Genomic DNA, 17597 nt, shown 5'->3' on the forward strand with positions numbered 1-17597 from the left:
TGAATCCTCCCTTATTGTTTCCACTATCAGTGTCACAAATCGAAAGATTTTTTGTCAAGTCGCGCTTCCCATTTGACCGTCTCTTCGTTCTTCCGGACAATAGAAAAGAGAGGATGTGTTGAAATGAACGCTGCGACGTTCCAATCTTTTTACCTGTTATTAAAAAAAACGAAACCACCGGTCGGTTTATTATCTGCCGCCGTTTCCGTCTCCGTCATCCAAGCGCTGGCTGCGCTCGCCATTCCTTGGTTCTTAAAGACGTTGATTGATGGTTTTACTGTCGATCGACTGACACCACAATTGATCAGTCTATTTGTGATCGTTTTCCTCGTCCAAGTCGTCGCGAACGCTTTATCGATCTATTGGTTACAGATCGTCGGTCAACGGATCGTCGCCAATTTACGAACGCTTCTATGGAAGCATCTATTGACGCTATCGATTCCGTTCTATGATGAGACAAAATCCGGTGAGCTCGTCTCACGACTCAATAGTGACGCAACGACACTTCAGCAATTGCTATCGGAACAACTCGTCCGTTTGCTGACGTCACTCGTCTCAATCATCGGAGCAATCACGATCCTATTCTTCCTCGATTGGCAAATGACGCTCGTCATGGTCATCGCTGTCCCCGTGACCTTGTTGATCATCATTCCGCTCGTCCGCAAATTACACAAGATTTCTCGTGAGACTCAGAAGGAACTTGCAGGATTATCCGGTTTTTTTGCCGAGATGCTCGGTGAGGTCCGACTCGTCAAATCACAAGCAACAGAAGACTATGAGCTGGGACGAGGAAAAACGCGGATTGAGAACTTATACGGATATGGTGTGAAGGAAGGACGAATTCAAGCCCTCTTGTTGCCGATCTTTAACGTCACTCTAACGACGATGCTGATCTTGATCATCGGTTTTGGTGCCTACCGCGTTGCGACGAACCAGATCACGGCGGGTGAACTCGTCGCCTTTTCGCTCTATTTGTTCCAAATCATGACACCGCTCGTGACGATGACTGAATTCATCACGAAGTTACAGAAAGCACGCGGTGCGACAGAGCGAATCATCGAGCTTCTCGATGAATCACCGGAAGCACCTGGAACGCTTGTAGCATCTCGTCCGTTTACGGACGTGACGGTCGAACACCTGTCATTTGGATACAATGAGACGTCGATCTTACAGAATGTCAGCTTTACGTTACCACGCGGCAAGACGACAGCAATCGTCGGTCCGAGTGGCTCCGGTAAAACAACATTATTTGCGTTACTTGAGCGATTTTATCAACCGACGTCAGGACAAATCCGTCTCGGAGATCAACCCATTTCTGATTTGACGTTATCGTCTTGGCGACAGGCAATCGGATATGTCGCGCAGGATTCCCCCGTCTTATCAGGAACGATTCGTGACAATCTCGTCTACGGTCTGACAGATGACATCAGTGAAGACAAAATCTGTGCGGCTGCACGGATGGCGAATGCCGATACGTTTATCGAACGATTCCCGGAAGGTTATGCGACTGAGATTGGAGAACGGGGTGTCAAACTGTCTGGTGGTCAACGCCAACGAATTGCGATTGCACGTGCACTCCTCCGTGATCCGGAAATTCTGTTGCTTGACGAAGCGACATCCAGTCTCGACTCCGAGTCGGAACGTGTCGTTCAAGAAGCACTCGAGCGATTAATGGTCGGACGGACAACGTTTGTCATCGCCCATCGTCTCGCGACGGTCCGTCATGCCGATCAAATCATCGTTCTTGAAGATGGTCAGATTTCAGGTATCGGGACACATGATCGACTTGTCGTCGACAATCCATTGTATAATAAGCTCGTAACGCAACAATTCATCGGCACGGAACGTGCAAGGGGGAATCACGTATGAAGACAGTCGGTTTCATCGGATTAGGTGTCATGGGACAAGGCATGGTCCGCAATCTGCGTAAGGCAGGTTTTACAGTCAAAGGATACAATCGTACGAAAGAGAAAGGACTCGTCCTTGAAGCAGATGGTGTCGAAATCGTCGATACGATTCAAGATGTCGTCACGGATGTCGACGTCGTCATCTCGATCGTCGGTTATCCGCAAGACGTCGAGCAGATCTACTTCGAAGACGGCATACTCGATCATGCGACACCAGGAACGATTCTGATTGATATGACGACGTCTAGTCCGGCTCTTGCTGAACGAATCGCGCAGGAAGCGACAGCACGCGGTCTTCAGGCACTTGACGCACCTGTCACGGGCGGTGATCTCGGTGCGAAGAACGGAACACTCGCGATTCTCGTCGGTGGTGAAGAAGCGGCTTTCGCACAAGCGAAGCCATTATTCGAGGCGATGGGGAAATCGATTTCACTCTTCGGTGGTCCTGGTAAAGGACAATCGGCGAAGCTCGCGAACCAAATCGCAATCGCCGGATCGATGATTGGAACAGCGGAGATGTTGTTGTTCGTCACACGATCCGGAATCGATCCGACACAGTTCATCGAGACGATCAAATCTGGTTCTGCCGGTAGCTGGAGTCTTGAGAACTTGATTCCGCGCGTCATCGCCGAAAACTACTCACCTGGTTTCTTCGTCAAACACTTCATCAAGGATATGCGCCTTGCCCTCGAACGCGGCGCTGAGATGGGTATCGCGACACCTGGTCTCGCACTCACGAAAGACTTATACGAACAACTTGCTGAGCTGGGTCACGCCGATTCCGGTACACAAGCGCTTTATCTATTGCTTGCTGAGCGTTCACGCGCTTCCGTAGAATAAGCAAAAGCCTGTACGCTACGTCTACTGACGTAATGTACAGGCTTTTTTACGTTCATCCCTTAACGGAACGTGTTGGTTTCAAGCGTTCATAGAAGTGTGCCATCGTCGTATCGAAGTATGGCGTCAAGAAGATGACACCCACTGTACTGAGTAGTGCGAGGATCCCCCAGCCGATGAAACTCAAGTAAAGCATGATCAGTTCACGCTTATGCCCTTTCATCATCCGGCGGCTTTCACCAAGTACTTGCCAAAACGATAATTCCGGTCGATCGACTAAAATATACGGAACGAGACGATATGCTAGGTAAAAGTATAGTGCCGGTAAGATCAAAAATGATCCAACATAGACCAATACCGTTACGATCGCATATGCGGCAATCGTCCGGAAAGCACGTCGAAACGAAGAGAACCCTTCGAACAGTGTTCCGATTCCGGCAGACTCCCCGCGGGTGAAACGTAAGTAAGCAATCGTTCGACCAACTGTCACTGGAGCCAGGACGATCGTGACGACCATGTTCAGTGCGATGAATCGAACCATACTATCAATGTCATCTTGATCAAATGACATCCGGCTTGCAGCGAGCGCAAAAATAAGGAAGTAGATGATCGAGATGCTTAATCCGACCAACCATTGTCCTTTTAACGTACCAAGAGCAGCTTGTTTCAATTGTTTAGGGTTCATGTCGTACTCCTTTATATCCACTATTTCCACTTTTGATTTTAGCCCAGTTCCTTTGAAAAACCTAGTTCTCCCACTCTGCTTTTCATCTGCTTGAAGCGAATCGTCGAAAAGTCGTCACGAGCGCATGAAAAAATCCATTTCCCTCATCTCAACAGATCAGAAAAATGGATTGATTCACTCGATGATCATCCTAGGAGTCGTGTCAACGCCTCAACGCGTTCTTTTTGAATGGCACCGTCTTGTAAGACCGCCGATCCTACATGCAGTTCGGACGCCTTCGTTGCTTCAAGAAGTGCCTCTGCATTTTCAAGTGTGATGCCGGATCCTGGTAAGATGATCAAGTCCGGATAGTCTGCAATCAAACGTGCGATTGTCTCTTTACCTTCTAGTGCCGTCGCTTGACCACCTGACGTCAAGATTCGGTCGACTTCCGGAAAATCAGCGAGTACTTCTGCCGCTTCAAGAATATCACGACTATTGTCGATTGCTCGGTGGAACGTCAATGACAGTTCCCCTTTATGTTTGATGATGCGACCGAGGAAACCTTCGTCGACACGACCGTCTGCTGTCAATGAGCCGACGACGATCCCGGCTGCACCGAGTTCACGGATCAAGTCAATATCCGTGATGATTGTCTCCTCATCTGATTTCGAGTAGACGAACGATTTGCTATGTGGTCGCACGAGGACGTGAACCGGAATCTCGACCGTCGAGACGACTTGACGGATCAGTCCGTAGCTCGGCGTCAATCCCCCTTCGGATAATGCGGAAACGAGCTCGATCCGGTCCGCTCCGGCTTGTTCTGCTGCGACCGCTTCTTCTACGGTCGATGCAATGATTTCTAACATGATACATCCCTCCCGCATCAGTGTATCATGAGACGACCATCCAGTTCACGCGTTCGTTGAACAGTTTCATCTCCCATGATGGCGGATAGGAGGCTGGGCTGAGGACGATTTTCGCGCGCCGGAACTCTGCCACTTTATATTTTCGATTTCCTTGGAACTCGTCATTGGCTAAGAAGGCGTAGACATCTTTTGTGCAACTAATGACCGCTTTTTGAATAAGTGACGATTCGATATCATCACTGACGAAGCCTCGCTCAATCTCAGCACCATCAAACGATAGGAAACAGGCATCAAAAGCATAGGCATCCAGCGCTTGCAATACCTCGACCCCGACCGTCTGTCCGTATGCATCGACTGTTCCGCCTAACAATCGAATTTCCCCAGTGAACGGTCCCGTCTTACGGCACTGCTCCAAGTGACTGGCGACGATCAGTGAATTCGTGACAATCGTCGCGTTTCCCGTTAAATAAGGTAACAAATGCTCGACCGGTTCTCCCCGTCCGAGAAAGATACAGGAATAGTCACTGAGCCACCCTTTCGCATAGCGCGCTAAACGGCGGGATAGCTGATCCGTTCGCCGTGAGATCGGCGTCTCCCGTTTTCCTCCTTGATAGATAGCACCGCCATAGACACGCTTCAATTGACGTTCGCGTTCCAACTCCTCTAAGTAGCGTCGTACCGTTTCTCCCGAGACATCGAGACGTTCGATCAAATCCTTCGTCATGACTTTCCCTTCCTCTTCCAGCCATTCCATGATGCGTGATTTCCGCTCTTCTCCTAACAACGACACGTGCGCTTCCCCCTTTACAGACCAGTTCTAGTTCTAGTGTAGCGAACGTCTGTAAAGGTCTTGTAAATCCGATGTAAATAAACGTGTAGTTCCTATGAAATGTCGTTGAATTCGTCCGTTATCCGACTCTTTCATCAAACGAAAGACGCGCCTGCCTCTCAATGAGTGAGATGCAGACGCGTCATTAGTCGTTCATTCAGATGATTTCTTTGCAAAGAGTGGAATCTTAGACTCTGTTCCTTGGCGAATCCGTTGGATGTTATCACGGTGCTTGAAGATGACGAACAACGCAAGAACCGTAAAGAACGTCGGAACGATCCAATCGTTCGTCAAGACGCCGATCGTGATCGACACGACAATCCCGACACTTGCTGCGACGATCGAACTGAGCGAGACCATCCGGCTCAGGCGAAGTGTCGTCAAAAAGGATACGAGCAGAAAGATGAAGAGAATCGGACTCGTCACGAGCAACATCCCACCAGACGTCGCGACTGCCTTTCCGCCCTTGAACTTTGCGAAAATCGGATAGATATGACCGACGACAGCCGCTAATCCAGCAAACAGCGGATGCACATCCGCGCCCATCAAGATCGGAACAAGGCTCGCGACGGCTCCTTTTCCAAGATCACCGATCAAGACGATGATTCCTGCTTTTTTCCCCAAGACACGGAACGTATTCGTCGTTCCGAGATTCCCGCTACCTTGTTGACGAATATCGATTCCGTGTCCCCATTTCCCGACAAGTAATGCGAACGGAATCGAACCAAGCAGATAGCCAAGAACCAAAATCCCTATGATTTCAATCATAGTCAACCTCCAACCTCTTAGTGACCGACTTTCATATATTCCTCAAGAGTCTGTCCGTTATTTTTAATTTGTGTCGCGACATCGACTCCGACATAACGAATGTGCCATGGCTCATACGTATAACCCGTCCGCGACTGGAAACCACGGTCGTAACGAACGATGAAGCCGAACTTCGCTGCGTTATTCGCGATCCATTTTCCTTCTTTCGTATCACCAAGAGCGGCTGTTAATCCATTACCTACACTTGGTGCCGAAATATCAAAAGTGAGACCTGTCTGGTGTTCACTGTGACCAGGGCGTGCTGAATATTGATCAGCAGCTGCCTTGCCGTCACGTGCGACATAATTATTATACAATACTTTTTGACGTGCGCCGGAACGGAATCCGCTGACAGCGTTCAATGTCACGCCTTCTTTTTTAGCAGCAGCGAACATCTTTTCCATCTGTTTCGCAGCTGGTGCTCGCATGTAGCTTTGTTCAAGTACACCCGAATAGGAGAAGCTGACGTTTGGAACGACGAGATCCGACGGCTTGTAGTCGATTGGCAAGCTATACTTCTTGTTGACGACGACGAGCATTCCAAGCGAAAGATCGGCTTTGGCATCTGCTGATTTATCGACGTCTGGCGTCTCATCTTCTGGTTTCGATGGTTTTTCCTGCTCTGGATCCTGAGACGAACTATCCGGTTTATCCGTCGATTCGTCCTTTTTGTCTTCTGTTTTGTTCTCTGCTGCAGGTGTATCATCTTTCTTTTCTGTTTCATCCTTCGTTGCCTCATCCGAAGATCCTTGGTCCTCTTGTGTCGTCTCATCTGATGATTTGTCTTCAGATGACTTGTCTTCTTGTTTTGCATCTTCTGACGTATCGTCTTTCGTTGTTTCATCTGTTTTGTCTGTTTTGTTTGTTTCTTCTTTGTTCGTGTCTTTTGCTGTGTCTTCTTTTTTCGTTTCGTCTTTTGATTGTGTTGTCTCATCTGATTTCTGTTCAGTTTTCGTCGTATCGTCCGCTTGTTGATCCCCAGGATTACATCCTGCAAGGAGAAGCGCTAACGTACTAACGGTTACGATTTTTTTCATGAGTAAGACCCCTCTTCTTTTTATGCTTCTCTATGTTACCGCTAATTGTTCCATCCGTCGAGCCTACTTCCAACAGATGGACTAAGACCCTACCTTACTTCAGCTTCTTTATTTTCGCAAATGATTCTGACTTTGTCATCGGTCGTTAGTACCAAGTGCTAATTTTTACTGTTCAGGGTGCAAATAAAAAAAAGCGGAACCGATTCAATAAAATCGATCCCGCTATTGTTGTACATCTTCACGCTTCCGTTAAGAGTGCTGCGTCCGTCTCACTCATCTTCTCGTAGATGTCGTGCCAGTTTGGGAACACCTTCGGCAAACGAATCGGTCGGAAGTTTTCCTTCTTGACGACGACATGTGTCGTCTTTGCCGATACCGCAAGTTTTCCGTCTGGATGCTTGACGGTATAACCATAAATCGTCCGTAAGCCATCGTAATGATCAATCCAGACCGTGACGACCGCCGTATCACCGTACGTCAACGAGCGCTTATAATCGAGATTGACATTCGTAACCGGGGAGACATAACCCGCATCTTCCATCTCCTTGTAATTAAGACCCAAGGACTGGATTAATTCTGTCCGTGCCAGTTCCAGATAGACGAGATAGTTCGAATGATAGACGATGCCCATCATGTCCGTCTCGGCGTACCGAACAGGTATTTCAATCGTATGCATGTAGCTTCCCCCTTAAAAATCCTCTTTTTCAAGATAGGACCATTCTGAACCGGATAAGCTAACTTTGTCAATTAATCGCATCGATTGTTTCGCGATCGCCTGTTCGACAATCGTGATCGCCGCCCGTGCGTTTCCGTTCGGAACGACATCGATTTTCTCGGTAAGCGTCTGTCGCGCGTCCTCCGTCAGCTCATATCCGAATCGTGCCGCATATCCTTCAATGATTTGAATCAACTCGTCTGGCGAATAATTGGGGAAGTGGAACGACCGCTTGAAGCGCGACTTCAATCCCGGATTACTCGCGAGCAAGGCGTTCATTTGTTGCTCGTAACCAGCAAGAACAACAACGAGATTGTCTTGATGTTTCGTCATCTCATCCACAAGCGTATCGATGGCTTCCTTCCCAAAGTCATTTGCTCCACCGTTTAACGCATAGGCTTCATCAATGAATAAGACACCACCCAGCGCGTCTCGAATCGCGTCGCGTGTCTTTTTCGCGGTCTGTCCGACATATCCGGAGACGAGGTCAGCTCGGCTGACGACTTTCAAGTGTCCGCGTTTTAAATAGCCGCATTGTCGTAACACATCGGCATAAAGCTGAGCGACAGTCGTCTTACCGGTTCCACTATTGCCGCTAAAGACCGCATGCAGTTCGACCGGTAATACCTTATAACCGGCTTCACGACGGCGTTTTTGCATTGATAATAAGGCTTCGATCTGTTTCAATTCATCCTTTAGATCAGACAATCCGACGAGCGAAGCGATCCGTTCTTCCACCGTCGCGTCCGGTTCTTGCACCATCTCGAAATCTTCTTGTTCGAGTAAGGCAAAGTCTTCGTGACTGGCACTCTCTCCAAGGCTTGCTCCCTTCTTGAAGATCGCATCAAGCACGATATTGCGAACCGCCCGTCCGTTTCCGAAACTCGCGTCGACGCGCTCCCGCTCGAGCCGACCGAGCAACGCCCGCTCTGCTTGTTCCGTCAAGACGTAATCATTTGCCGTCGCAATCGAGCGTCCGATCGCGAGCAGCTCTTGATCCGTATAGTCTGCAAGCAGATAATGATTCGATTCCGGGAAACGGCTTCGTAGTCCGGGATTTGCCTTCAGGAAATCACGCATCTCTTCCGGATAACCAGCGAGGACGACTGCAAACCGTCCCGCATATTCCCCACTCGTCATCGCAGCGACGAGCGTATCGATCGCTGCCTGCCCATAGTCGTTCCCACTTTGTCCGGCACGCTTTAAGGCGTAGGCTTCATCGATGAAGAGTACACCTCCGACAGCTTCCCGGACTTTGCTCATGACTTGTTCTTCCGTTTGTCCGACGAAGGCACCGACGAGCGACGAACGATCCGTCTCGACGACTTCTGGTCGTTCGAGTAGTCCAAGTTCATGGTAGATCTTCGCCATCAAACGGGCAAGCGTCGTTTTCCCGGTCCCCGGGTTCCCCATGAAGATCATGTGTAGCGATGGTTGATCACTTGAACGATAGCCGTCTTCCGACCGTTTTTGTTGGTACTTCAAAAAACGATACATGTGGTGGACCCGTTGTTTAATGTCTTCGAGACCAATCATCGCGTCGAGTTCCTCGAGTGCTGATCGTTCAACTTGTTTGCTTTCGACGGGAAGTAAGGCAACGACACGCTTAAGATCCTGAATCGTCGTCGCCTTCAATTCCGTCATCTCACGGAACGCTTCTCGGGAATAGAAGCGTTCTTGTAAGCTATCGACGAATGTCTGCGCCGTCTGCTCGAGCGTTGCACTCGAACGTAGCAATGCCGTTCCAGCATCGAACAGTTCCGTCCAGCGTTCGGCATCTAGCCGACGAAGTCGTTCTGTCAGTTCGACGATTTGATCCGTCTCCTCGACGATTTGGCTCGCTTGGAGAATCAGTTCCTTTGTCGCAGATCGTTTCGCGTTTGCATTGTCCGTCTCACGAATCGTCGGGAACGTATGCGCGACGAGACGCTGATACGTACTTTGTAGTTGTTGCTCCGTTAATAACTGCTCAAGACGTGCTGGCAAGCGACCATGCTGACGGATTTCTTGCATCCAGCTCTCAGCTAAGGCGTCCAGTCGTCCTGTCATGATATAGCGATGCTCGACAAGTAACGCTAAGATACGGACGAGTGCTTCCGTTTCTCCAAGTAGCCGACTACTTTGGGCATAACGTAGCGCAAGCACCTCCTCAACTTTCGCGCCCTCTTCCCACGCCTTGATTTGATTGAACATCTCCTCTTTCGAGAATGCTTCCATGTTGAACCTCCTGCGTCTCGAAAAAACCGACTTTGTCCGCTACCGTTTCGTAGCGTCATCGCCGGTCGTTTCTTGTTTATTTTGCTTTTAGCCATTCCTTATCGAACATATCAATTGTCTCAAAACTCTTCATCTTGACAGAGTAGAACAATTTACCATTATTGCGTGATTCGGCACCGAGGACTTTCGAACGGTCAGATGCGATATAATACGTCGCTTGTTCCTGGTTGTTTTCTTTATCGAAGATCGATGGATACTGTTTGATCCATTCTTCAGGAACCGTGCTCGATGGTTCTTTTTTCACGTAAACGTCCGCAGCCATCCCTGCAATGTCTGCTTCTCCCTCGACTTGTCCAAAGTCCCCTTTTTTAATGAAGGCGAGAATCTGTTCATTGAATCCACGAGAGAGGAATGGACGCGGCGCACTGACGCTTTTGCCTGCTTTCGTCTCATTGACTAACTTCCCTGTCGCATCATACTCACGGAACATTGTGCCGTTCCAGATTGCAAGCGATCCTTTTGACGGTCCGTCTACGACTTCTGTCCGAAAATGCCCTTTGTCGTCAAACACGACTTCATATGTCCGGGCTTCGAGCTCATCTTTTTTCGTTGCGAGTTTCTTCTCGACATATTGAATGCGTGTCATCGTATAAAACGGTTTGACCGTTGCGGCTTTTTCATCGCTTGCGGTCTGCGTCTTGTTCAAGAGATAAAAATTGTAGGCAAGGAGGATCGCCATTGCCACGATTGCTACTGCAATCCACGTGCTCGTTCGTTTCGTCATGCCATGTACACCTTCCTAGCTCAAGTCTCTATTCCCTATCATCGTATCGGTTTTAAAGGGGAAATACAAAGGGTTTGTCCAAGATTTCACGATTTCTGAGTAAATTCGTCAGACTTTTGAACAAATCAGAAAACGTTCAGGACGACAGAAAAAGGCGAACCGAATGAATTCGGTCCACCCTTGATTACGTTTACGCTTCCTTCGGCGTCAGCGAGACGATCATCGACTCATCGACCAAGTAATAACTATGATGTGGCATTTCACGTAAATAACCATCCTGAAACAACATCGCACAGTCGACTTGAAACGTTTTGCTATACGGTTTTAAAGGAAGTTTTTTCACCCGGTCAAAATAGCGATCGACAGCAACCTGGACATGATCCATCTCATAGACGAGTTCCCGGTCTTTTGCTTCCATGATGGTGAATGTCTCACGCGACATGTAAAACACTTGTGTCGAGCGTGCTTTCAAATACGGCTCCAGCTGTTTCAGGTCGATCCGTTGCTCATTATCCAGAAGCACTGTCCGATTCGTCCCTTTCGGTAGTTCAGATTCAAACGCATGCGTCGCTTGTTTGACTTCATCAAGCGTCACGTCACGCATCGGCAACGGTCGGTCTTCCTTCGGTTGAAACCACTTCTTGAATCGATTCATCGAATTCCTCCTCTCGTCAAAAAAAGGTGGGGTTTCCCCCACCTTTGATTAGACAACTTATGCTTGTTGGAGACGCTCACGAAGGACCATTGGTAAGATCCCGCCGTGACGATAGTAATCGATGTCGACTTCTGAGTCGAAACGAGCAATCGCTTCGAATTCAGTGACTTTTCCATCTGCCGCTGTTGCCGTGACTTTAACGATGTCACGTGGACGAACAGACTCATCGATTGCGATACTGATCGCTTCTTCACCTGTTAGACCAAGTGTTTCAGCTGTTGTGCCTGCCACGTATTGAAGTGGAAGAACGCCCATCATGACGAGGTTTGAACGGTGAATCCGCTCGAAGCTCTCCGCGATGACGGCTTTGACGCCGAGCAAGTTCGTTCCTTTTGCTGCCCAGTCACGTGAAGAACCCATACCGTAGTCTTTACCAGCGAGGATGACGAGACCTGTGCCATCTTCTTTGTACTTCATCGCAGCATCGTACATCGCCATCGTTTCGCCTGTTGGCCAGTACGTCGTGAAGCCACCTTCTGTACCTGGTGCTACTTGGTTACGGATCCGAATGTTCGCGAACGTTCCGCGCATCATGATTTCGTGGTTACCACGACGTGAACCGTACGAGTTGAAGTCTTTTGGTGCAACCCCTTTATTGACGAGGTATTGACCGGCTGGTGTCGTTTTCGAGAATGAACCAGCTGGTGAGATGTGGTCCGTCGTGACTGAATCAGCGAACTTACCGAAGACACGGAGTCCGTTGAGGGCTTCGACTTGACCCGCTTCCTTCGCCAAGTTCTCGAAGAATGGTGGGTTTTGGATGTACGTCGACTCACCGTCGAAATCATACTGATCGCCTGTTGGCACGTCAAGGTTGTTCCAGCGTTCGTTTCCTGTGAAGACTGAATCGTATTCTGCACGGAAGCTTTCTGGTGTGACGACCGTGTTGATGATCGTTTGGATCTCATCACGTGAAGGCCAGATGTCAGCGAAGAAGACTTCTTGTCCGTCTTTGCCTGTCCCGAGTGACGCGTTCATGATATCGACGTCGACTGTTCCTGCAAGTGCATACGCGACGACGAGTGGCGGTGAAGCCAAGTAGTTCGCTTTGACGAGCGGGTGGACACGACCTTCAAAGTTACGGTTTCCGGAGAGGACAGACGAAACGAGCAAGTCTGAACCGAGGATCGCATCTTCAACAGCGCGGTCAAGTGGACCCGAGTTACCGATACATGTCGTACAGCCGTAACCGACTGTGTTGAAGCCGAGTTCGTCGAGATACGTTTGGAGTCCTGATTTCTCGAGGTAATCCGTAACGACCTTCGATCCTGGCGCAAGCGATGTTTTGACGTATTTCGGAACTGAAAGACCAAGTTCGATCGCTTTTTTCGCGACGAGTCCCGCACCAATCATGACGTATGGGTTTGATGTGTTCGTACAGCTCGTGATCGCAGCGATCGCCACATCACCCGTACGCATCTCAACCGCTTCGTCTTCGAACTGAACGACAGCGACTTTGTTTGCTTCTTCTTCTGCAAGACCAAATCCAGCGTTTCCTTGTGGAGCCGTCAACGCTTTTTTGAATGATGTATGGACATCCGTCAAATCAATCCGGTCTTGTGGACGTTTTGGTCCAGCAAGCGCAGGAACGATCGTTGAAAGATCGAGTTCGACCGTTTTCGTGAACGTTGGATCTTCGTTTTGTGGCGTGTAGAACAAACCGTTTGCTTTCGAGTAGTTCTCGACTTTTTCGATCAATGCTTCATCGCGACCTGTCAAACGAAGGTACGTCAATGTCTCTGTATCAACTGGGAAGAATCCACATGTTGCACCGTATTCTGGCGCCATGTTTGCGATTGTTGCCCGGTCAGAAAGTGACATTAAGTGGAGTGATGGACCGAAGAACTCGACGAATTTACCAACGACGTTCTCTTGACGGAGCATTTCCGTTACACGAAGGGCAACGTCTGTTGCTGTCGTTCCTGGGTGCATCTCACCTGTGATGCGAACACCGATGACTTCAGGTACTGGGAAGAATGACGGCTGTCCGAGCATGCCCGCTTCCGCTTCAATCCCACCGACTCCCCAACCGAGGACGCCGAGACCGTTGATCATCGTCGTGTGTGAGTCTGTTCCGACGAGTGTGTCCGGATAGACATCAACTGTACCGTCTGCTGTTTCCTTTTCAAGGACGACAGATGCCAAGTACTCGAGGTTGACTTGGTGAACGATTCCTGTTGCTGGTGGTACGGCACGGTAGTTGTCAAATGCTGACGTTGCCCAGCGAAGCAATTTGTAACGCTCTTCGTTACGCTCGAATTCGAGATCCATGTTTTCTGCAAGTGCACCAGCAAAACCGTAGGCATCGACTTGAACCGAGTGGTCAACGACGAGGTCTACTGGTACTTCTGGGTTGATGACCGATGGGTCTCCGCCGAGATCTTGCATCGCTTTACGAAGTGATGCGAGGTCAACGACCGTTGGAACACCTGTGAAGTCTTGAAGGATGACGCGTGACGGTTTGAACGGAACGTCGACATCATTCGAAACTTGAGCTGTTCCCCATTTCGCCAAGTTCTCGACGTGTTCACGTGTGATCGAACGACCATCTTGTTGACGAAGTACTGACTCGAGTAGGACACGAATCGAATATGGAAGGCGTTTGACTTCCGTCAATCCGAGTTCTTCCAATTTTTCAAGACTGTAGTACTGATAATTCTTACCGTTTGCTTCAAACGAACGGCGTGCGCCAAAGACATCTTGCGACACATCTGTTTGCTTCATGGTGATTCCCCCTTTAAGTGTTCACGACATCAAGCCCCTGATACCGCTTACTTGTACAGTTCTATCATAGTATAATATGGATTCCGTTACAATTTGAAAGAACAAAAGACTTTCGATAAGTTTTACTTATTGCCGATATTAGAAAATTATTCTGTTGTCCTGTTCTTGCCATATTTCCAGTCATGCGTTTCCATTTAGAATGTTCAGGGTACTTAAAAAGTGTAGTATGATATCCGATTCTTGTGGAGGCGTTTATTATGGCGAAATATAAAAGCGATGCAACGCACGTCATTACGACGATTATTTTCAATGATTTAGAAAAAGCGCAAACAGGCTTCGCGATGATCAAAGACCTCGAAGCGATCAAGGAAATCGACATGGAGCAGATGGTTCTCGCAAAACGCGACGAAGCAGAGGGGTTCTCTTTCATCGATGCGATCGACTTCACGCAACAGGATCAATCGTTCAAGGGTTCATTGATCGGCATGGCAATTGGTGTCATCGGTGGTCCGTTCGGGATGCTCGTCGGTTCCGTCGCTGGCTACTTGATTGGTGCGAATCGGGATGAGAAAAACGAACGAGATTCGTTTGATTTGTTTAACCGGACACTGAATCAGATCAATCCCAATCATTACGGTGTCATCTTGATCAGTGAAGTCAACGAAGATTCAGAAGCCGTCAATGCGATTGCCGCTGAACTCGGAGCGACGATTCGCCGGACAGGTGAGACATTGCCGGATGGTGCCGTCTAATCAAATCAAAGTTGTCATCTTTACGTTCTCGTTTTAAACGGGAGCGTTTTTTAATTCGTGAATCACCTGTTTTGCTGCCTCCTGCGTCGTGTCAGGATCGACTTTATATAAAGCATTTTGTTGCACGGATATGAGGATGTTTTTGTAGCTGATGATGATAAGATCAGACTGATTCGATAGCTTTTGATTAAGCCCTTTGTAGCCATCACTTGATTGATACTGCATCACGTCATTGCCTATATATCGATCTGTATAAGTAAAATGGATCGCTAACCGCGTATCTTGTTTTTGATTTTCAAAATAAAGTGTCTCTTGTGTCGACGGTGTGTCTATCGTTCCGTCAACTGTTAACCAACGTCTCTTCCCAAAACTCAATGATCGATCTACAGCCGTGAAATCTGAACCTATCGTACTTGCCTGCAACTGAAATTGATCCATCTTCAAGTGTTCATCCATATACTTGAACAGCTTTTCATACTGAACAGGATGTAAGATAGGATGTTTTGTCTTCTGATTCGTATGAGTAGTAGTTTTGACTTCTACTTTTTTCTGTTCCGTCGTGACCGCCTCATCCGTACATCCTACACTTAAAAATACACTCGAAAATAGGATCGCCATGTTTCGCTTATAGCGCATACACTATCCTCCCCTTTTGAAAACACCCTGATATCACTTTGCCTTAAAGTTGTATAGCGGTTTAATGATCTCGACGACATCGACCGTTTCTTTCGTATTGCGAATGATTTCGTCCATCGGTTTATAGACGAAAGGCGACTCGTCACGCGTCGACGCGACGACAGAACTTGACCAGACATCGGTCATCGTCTTTTCGAATGCATCGAGTTCAACTGTTTTGAACGCTTTAGATCGTGACATGATGCGTCCTGCTCCGTGTGGCGCGGAATAATTCCAATCAGGGTTTCCTTTTCCGACGACGATCAAGGAGCCATCGCGCATGTTCATCGGAATGATTGCCCGCTCGCCGGCTTTCGCAGAGATGGCACCTTTTCTTAAAATCATCGCATCAAGATCAATGTAGTTGTGGATCGTATCGAACTGATCCACTACCGTCCATCCCATCGCCTCGAAAATGACTTCGGTCATCGCTTGACGGTTTAATGCTGCGTATCGTTGGGCGATCTTAAGATCATGGAGGTAACGCTCCATCGTTTCTCCGGAAACAGATGCTAAATCTTTGTTAAACGTAGATCGTTTTTCCTTCAATTGCTGCAAGGTCGCCTGAATATCCGATTCGCGCCCCTGCTGCTTTAATTCCTCAATGATTTGACCCGCATCAAATTGGAAGCGTGCCGTCTCGGCTTCTGCCTGATAATGTTCAGCGATCGTCTTCCCAAGGTTGCGACTGCCGGAATGAATCACGAGATAGCGCTGTCCTGCTGCATCCTGGTTCAGTTCGATGAAATGATTCCCTCCACCGAGCGTCCCGATCGACAACCGTGCCCGTGTCTCGTTGAACGGTGCAAGTACTTGATCAAATGGTACCTGTTCTGACAATGGATGGGCTTGCTGACGCACCGACATGCCACTTGGAATGAGATGCTGGATCGTTGCGTCAAGCTCTGCAAAGTCGATTGGTTCCTGTCCAGCAAGTCGTGTACATAACATGCCGCAACCGATATCGACACCGACGAGATTCGGTACGACCTCGTCCGTCACATGCATCGTCGTTCCGATGACGGACCCTTTTCCAGCGTGACAATCCGGCATGATCCGAACGCGACTATCTGTCGCAAATTGTTCCTCCAACATGGCTGTTACTTGCTTAATCGTCAGTTCGTCGACGTTGTCCGTGAAAATCTTTGCTTCCCCATATGTGCCTTGAATCGTTTTCATTCGATTGTTCCTTTCTTATCCATTTAATTATTTTGCTGTTTCTTGCATGATTTCAATGAATTGTTTCGTCAGTGTCGTCGGTCCCGTCTCCGTCAACCAGACAAAGGCTGTCGTACTCGCGGCACCTGACAGGTATGTCTGATGCAGTCCTGCCGTGTCCAGTTCCCGCAACGTACTCTCCGGCAATACGGTCACAGCCTTCCCCTTCCGAACGAGTCCGATCAGCGTCAAGACGTCAGAACACGTCTCTTGCGATACGACACCGAGCCGTTGACTTAATGTCTGAAAGACACCAAGTCCTTCCTGACTTGGAATGATAAGATCCGCAGTTGGGTGATCCGGATGCCAGACTTGATGAAACGGTTCTTCCTCCATCCATTCAATCGAGACGCCTTGCGCATCAATCGGCAAACGGACCAACGCTGCATCAAGCGACCGCTCTTTTAACCGTTCGATGAGCGCACTCGATTCTCCTTGGTGGACTTGTAAGATAATACCAGGATGTCGTCGTTTCATCTGTTCGATCCAGTCAACAAGCCGACTGGCTGATAACGTGTTGACACCAATCCGCAAAATTCCTGTTCGTCCGGCTTCGATGTCGCTTAATTCCATTCGTGTCTCCTGCTCAAACTGTAGCAATGAAACCGCCCTTTCATATAAGCGGTTGCCGCTTGGTGTGATCCGGATTCCGCGCCCTGCCCGCTCGATTAGACGAACGCTTAACTCTTCTTCCATTCGTCGGATTTGTTGCGTCAAGGCAGGTTGTGCCATTCTTAAGCGCTCCGCTGCTCGTGTGACAGATTGTTCCTCGACGACCGCACAAAAATAGCGGTACTGACGTAAATCCATACTCATCATCTCTTTCATATGTTTTCATGTATAAAGA

The 17597-nt window shown here is 48.6% G+C and carries 16 protein-coding genes; 3 read left to right on the forward strand and 13 right to left on the reverse strand.

Translation table 11 applies throughout. The annotated features are described in order from the left end of the window. Positions 1-123 precede the first annotated feature (123 nt). Together B2U10_RS10875 and B2U10_RS10880 are read left to right on the forward strand one after the other, a co-directional pair. The gene (locus B2U10_RS10875; protein WP_290787612.1) at positions 124-1869 is read left to right on the forward strand and encodes an ABC transporter ATP-binding protein; all 1746 of its coding nucleotides are present in this window, start codon (positions 124-126) and stop codon (positions 1867-1869) included. After that, positions 1866-2747 carry an NAD(P)-dependent oxidoreductase gene (locus B2U10_RS10880; protein ID WP_214857215.1) on the forward strand — a complete coding sequence of 294 codons (882 nt, stop codon included), beginning with the start codon at positions 1866-1868 and terminating at the stop codon, positions 2745-2747. The genes B2U10_RS10875 and B2U10_RS10880 overlap by 4 nt, the downstream gene beginning before the upstream one ends. Before the next feature lie 52 nt (positions 2748-2799). Here B2U10_RS10880 and B2U10_RS10885 read toward each other — a convergent pair whose 3' ends face one another. The 10 genes from B2U10_RS10885 to acnA form a co-directional block, all read right to left on the reverse strand. Beyond that, positions 2800-3429: a DUF975 family protein gene (locus tag B2U10_RS10885; RefSeq protein ID WP_035408632.1), complete on the reverse strand. Its 630-nt coding sequence runs from the start codon at positions 3427-3429 to the stop codon at positions 2800-2802. 185 nt (positions 3430-3614) lie between these two features. Beyond that, the gene (locus B2U10_RS10890) at positions 3615-4277 is read right to left on the reverse strand and encodes a copper homeostasis protein CutC (protein ID WP_290787615.1); all 663 of its coding nucleotides are present in this window, start codon (positions 4275-4277) and stop codon (positions 3615-3617) included. Between the two features lie 25 nt (positions 4278-4302). Beyond that, positions 4303-5067, reverse strand: coding sequence for a DeoR/GlpR family DNA-binding transcription regulator (locus tag B2U10_RS10895; protein ID WP_056060593.1), 765 nt, complete (start codon positions 5065-5067; stop codon positions 4303-4305). A 192-nt stretch (positions 5068-5259) separates the two neighbouring features. Beyond that, entirely contained in the window at positions 5260-5874 is a 615-nt protein-coding gene (gene plsY, locus B2U10_RS10900; protein ID WP_035408639.1) for a glycerol-3-phosphate 1-O-acyltransferase PlsY, read from the reverse strand. A 17-nt stretch (positions 5875-5891) separates the two neighbouring features. Beyond that, positions 5892-6950 (reverse strand): D-alanyl-D-alanine carboxypeptidase family protein, encoded by a 1059-nt coding sequence (locus B2U10_RS10905; RefSeq protein ID WP_290777506.1) that lies wholly within the window; start codon positions 6948-6950, stop codon positions 5892-5894. 238 nt (positions 6951-7188) lie between these two features. Next, positions 7189-7626, reverse strand: a complete 438-nt coding sequence (locus B2U10_RS10910; RefSeq protein ID WP_035408645.1) for an acyl-CoA thioesterase — start codon at positions 7624-7626, stop codon at positions 7189-7191. A 12-nt stretch (positions 7627-7638) separates the two neighbouring features. Further along, a complete protein-coding gene (locus B2U10_RS10915) occupies positions 7639-9882 on the reverse strand; it encodes an AAA family ATPase (protein WP_290787618.1) in 2244 nt (747 codons plus the stop codon). Between the two features lie 76 nt (positions 9883-9958). Then, entirely contained in the window at positions 9959-10666 is a 708-nt protein-coding gene (locus B2U10_RS10920) for a hypothetical protein (RefSeq protein WP_290787621.1), read from the reverse strand. 190 nt (positions 10667-10856) lie between these two features. Continuing rightward, positions 10857-11321 carry a DUF3939 domain-containing protein gene (locus tag B2U10_RS10925; RefSeq protein WP_035408653.1) on the reverse strand — a complete coding sequence of 155 codons (465 nt, stop codon included), beginning with the start codon at positions 11319-11321 and terminating at the stop codon, positions 10857-10859. 57 nt (positions 11322-11378) lie between these two features. Then, complete coding sequence (gene acnA, locus B2U10_RS10930; RefSeq protein ID WP_035408655.1) at positions 11379-14105, reverse strand: aconitate hydratase AcnA; 2727 nt, start codon at positions 14103-14105, stop codon at positions 11379-11381. 257 nt (positions 14106-14362) lie between these two features. Between acnA and B2U10_RS10935 the strand changes: the two genes are divergently transcribed. Beyond that, entirely contained in the window at positions 14363-14857 is a 495-nt protein-coding gene (locus B2U10_RS10935) for a hypothetical protein (RefSeq protein ID WP_290787624.1), read from the forward strand. A 33-nt stretch (positions 14858-14890) separates the two neighbouring features. Here the strand turns inward: B2U10_RS10935 and B2U10_RS10940 are convergent, their stop codons facing one another. From B2U10_RS10940 to B2U10_RS10950, 3 genes are read right to left on the reverse strand one after another with little or no spacing between them, the layout of a single operon-like run. Next, positions 14891-15493 (reverse strand): hypothetical protein, encoded by a 603-nt coding sequence (locus tag B2U10_RS10940; RefSeq protein ID WP_035408660.1) that lies wholly within the window; start codon positions 15491-15493, stop codon positions 14891-14893. 33 nt (positions 15494-15526) lie between these two features. Next, entirely contained in the window at positions 15527-16711 is a 1185-nt protein-coding gene (locus B2U10_RS10945) for an RtcB family protein (protein WP_290787627.1), read from the reverse strand. 27 nt (positions 16712-16738) lie between these two features. Continuing rightward, complete coding sequence (locus B2U10_RS10950; RefSeq protein WP_035408665.1) at positions 16739-17560, reverse strand: LysR family transcriptional regulator; 822 nt, start codon at positions 17558-17560, stop codon at positions 16739-16741. Between the last annotated feature and the right edge of the window lie 37 nt (positions 17561-17597).

Source organism: Exiguobacterium sp. UBA7533 (assembly GCF_002479335.1).
Taxonomy (GTDB): Bacteria; Bacillota; Bacilli; order Exiguobacteriales; family Exiguobacteriaceae; genus Exiguobacterium_A.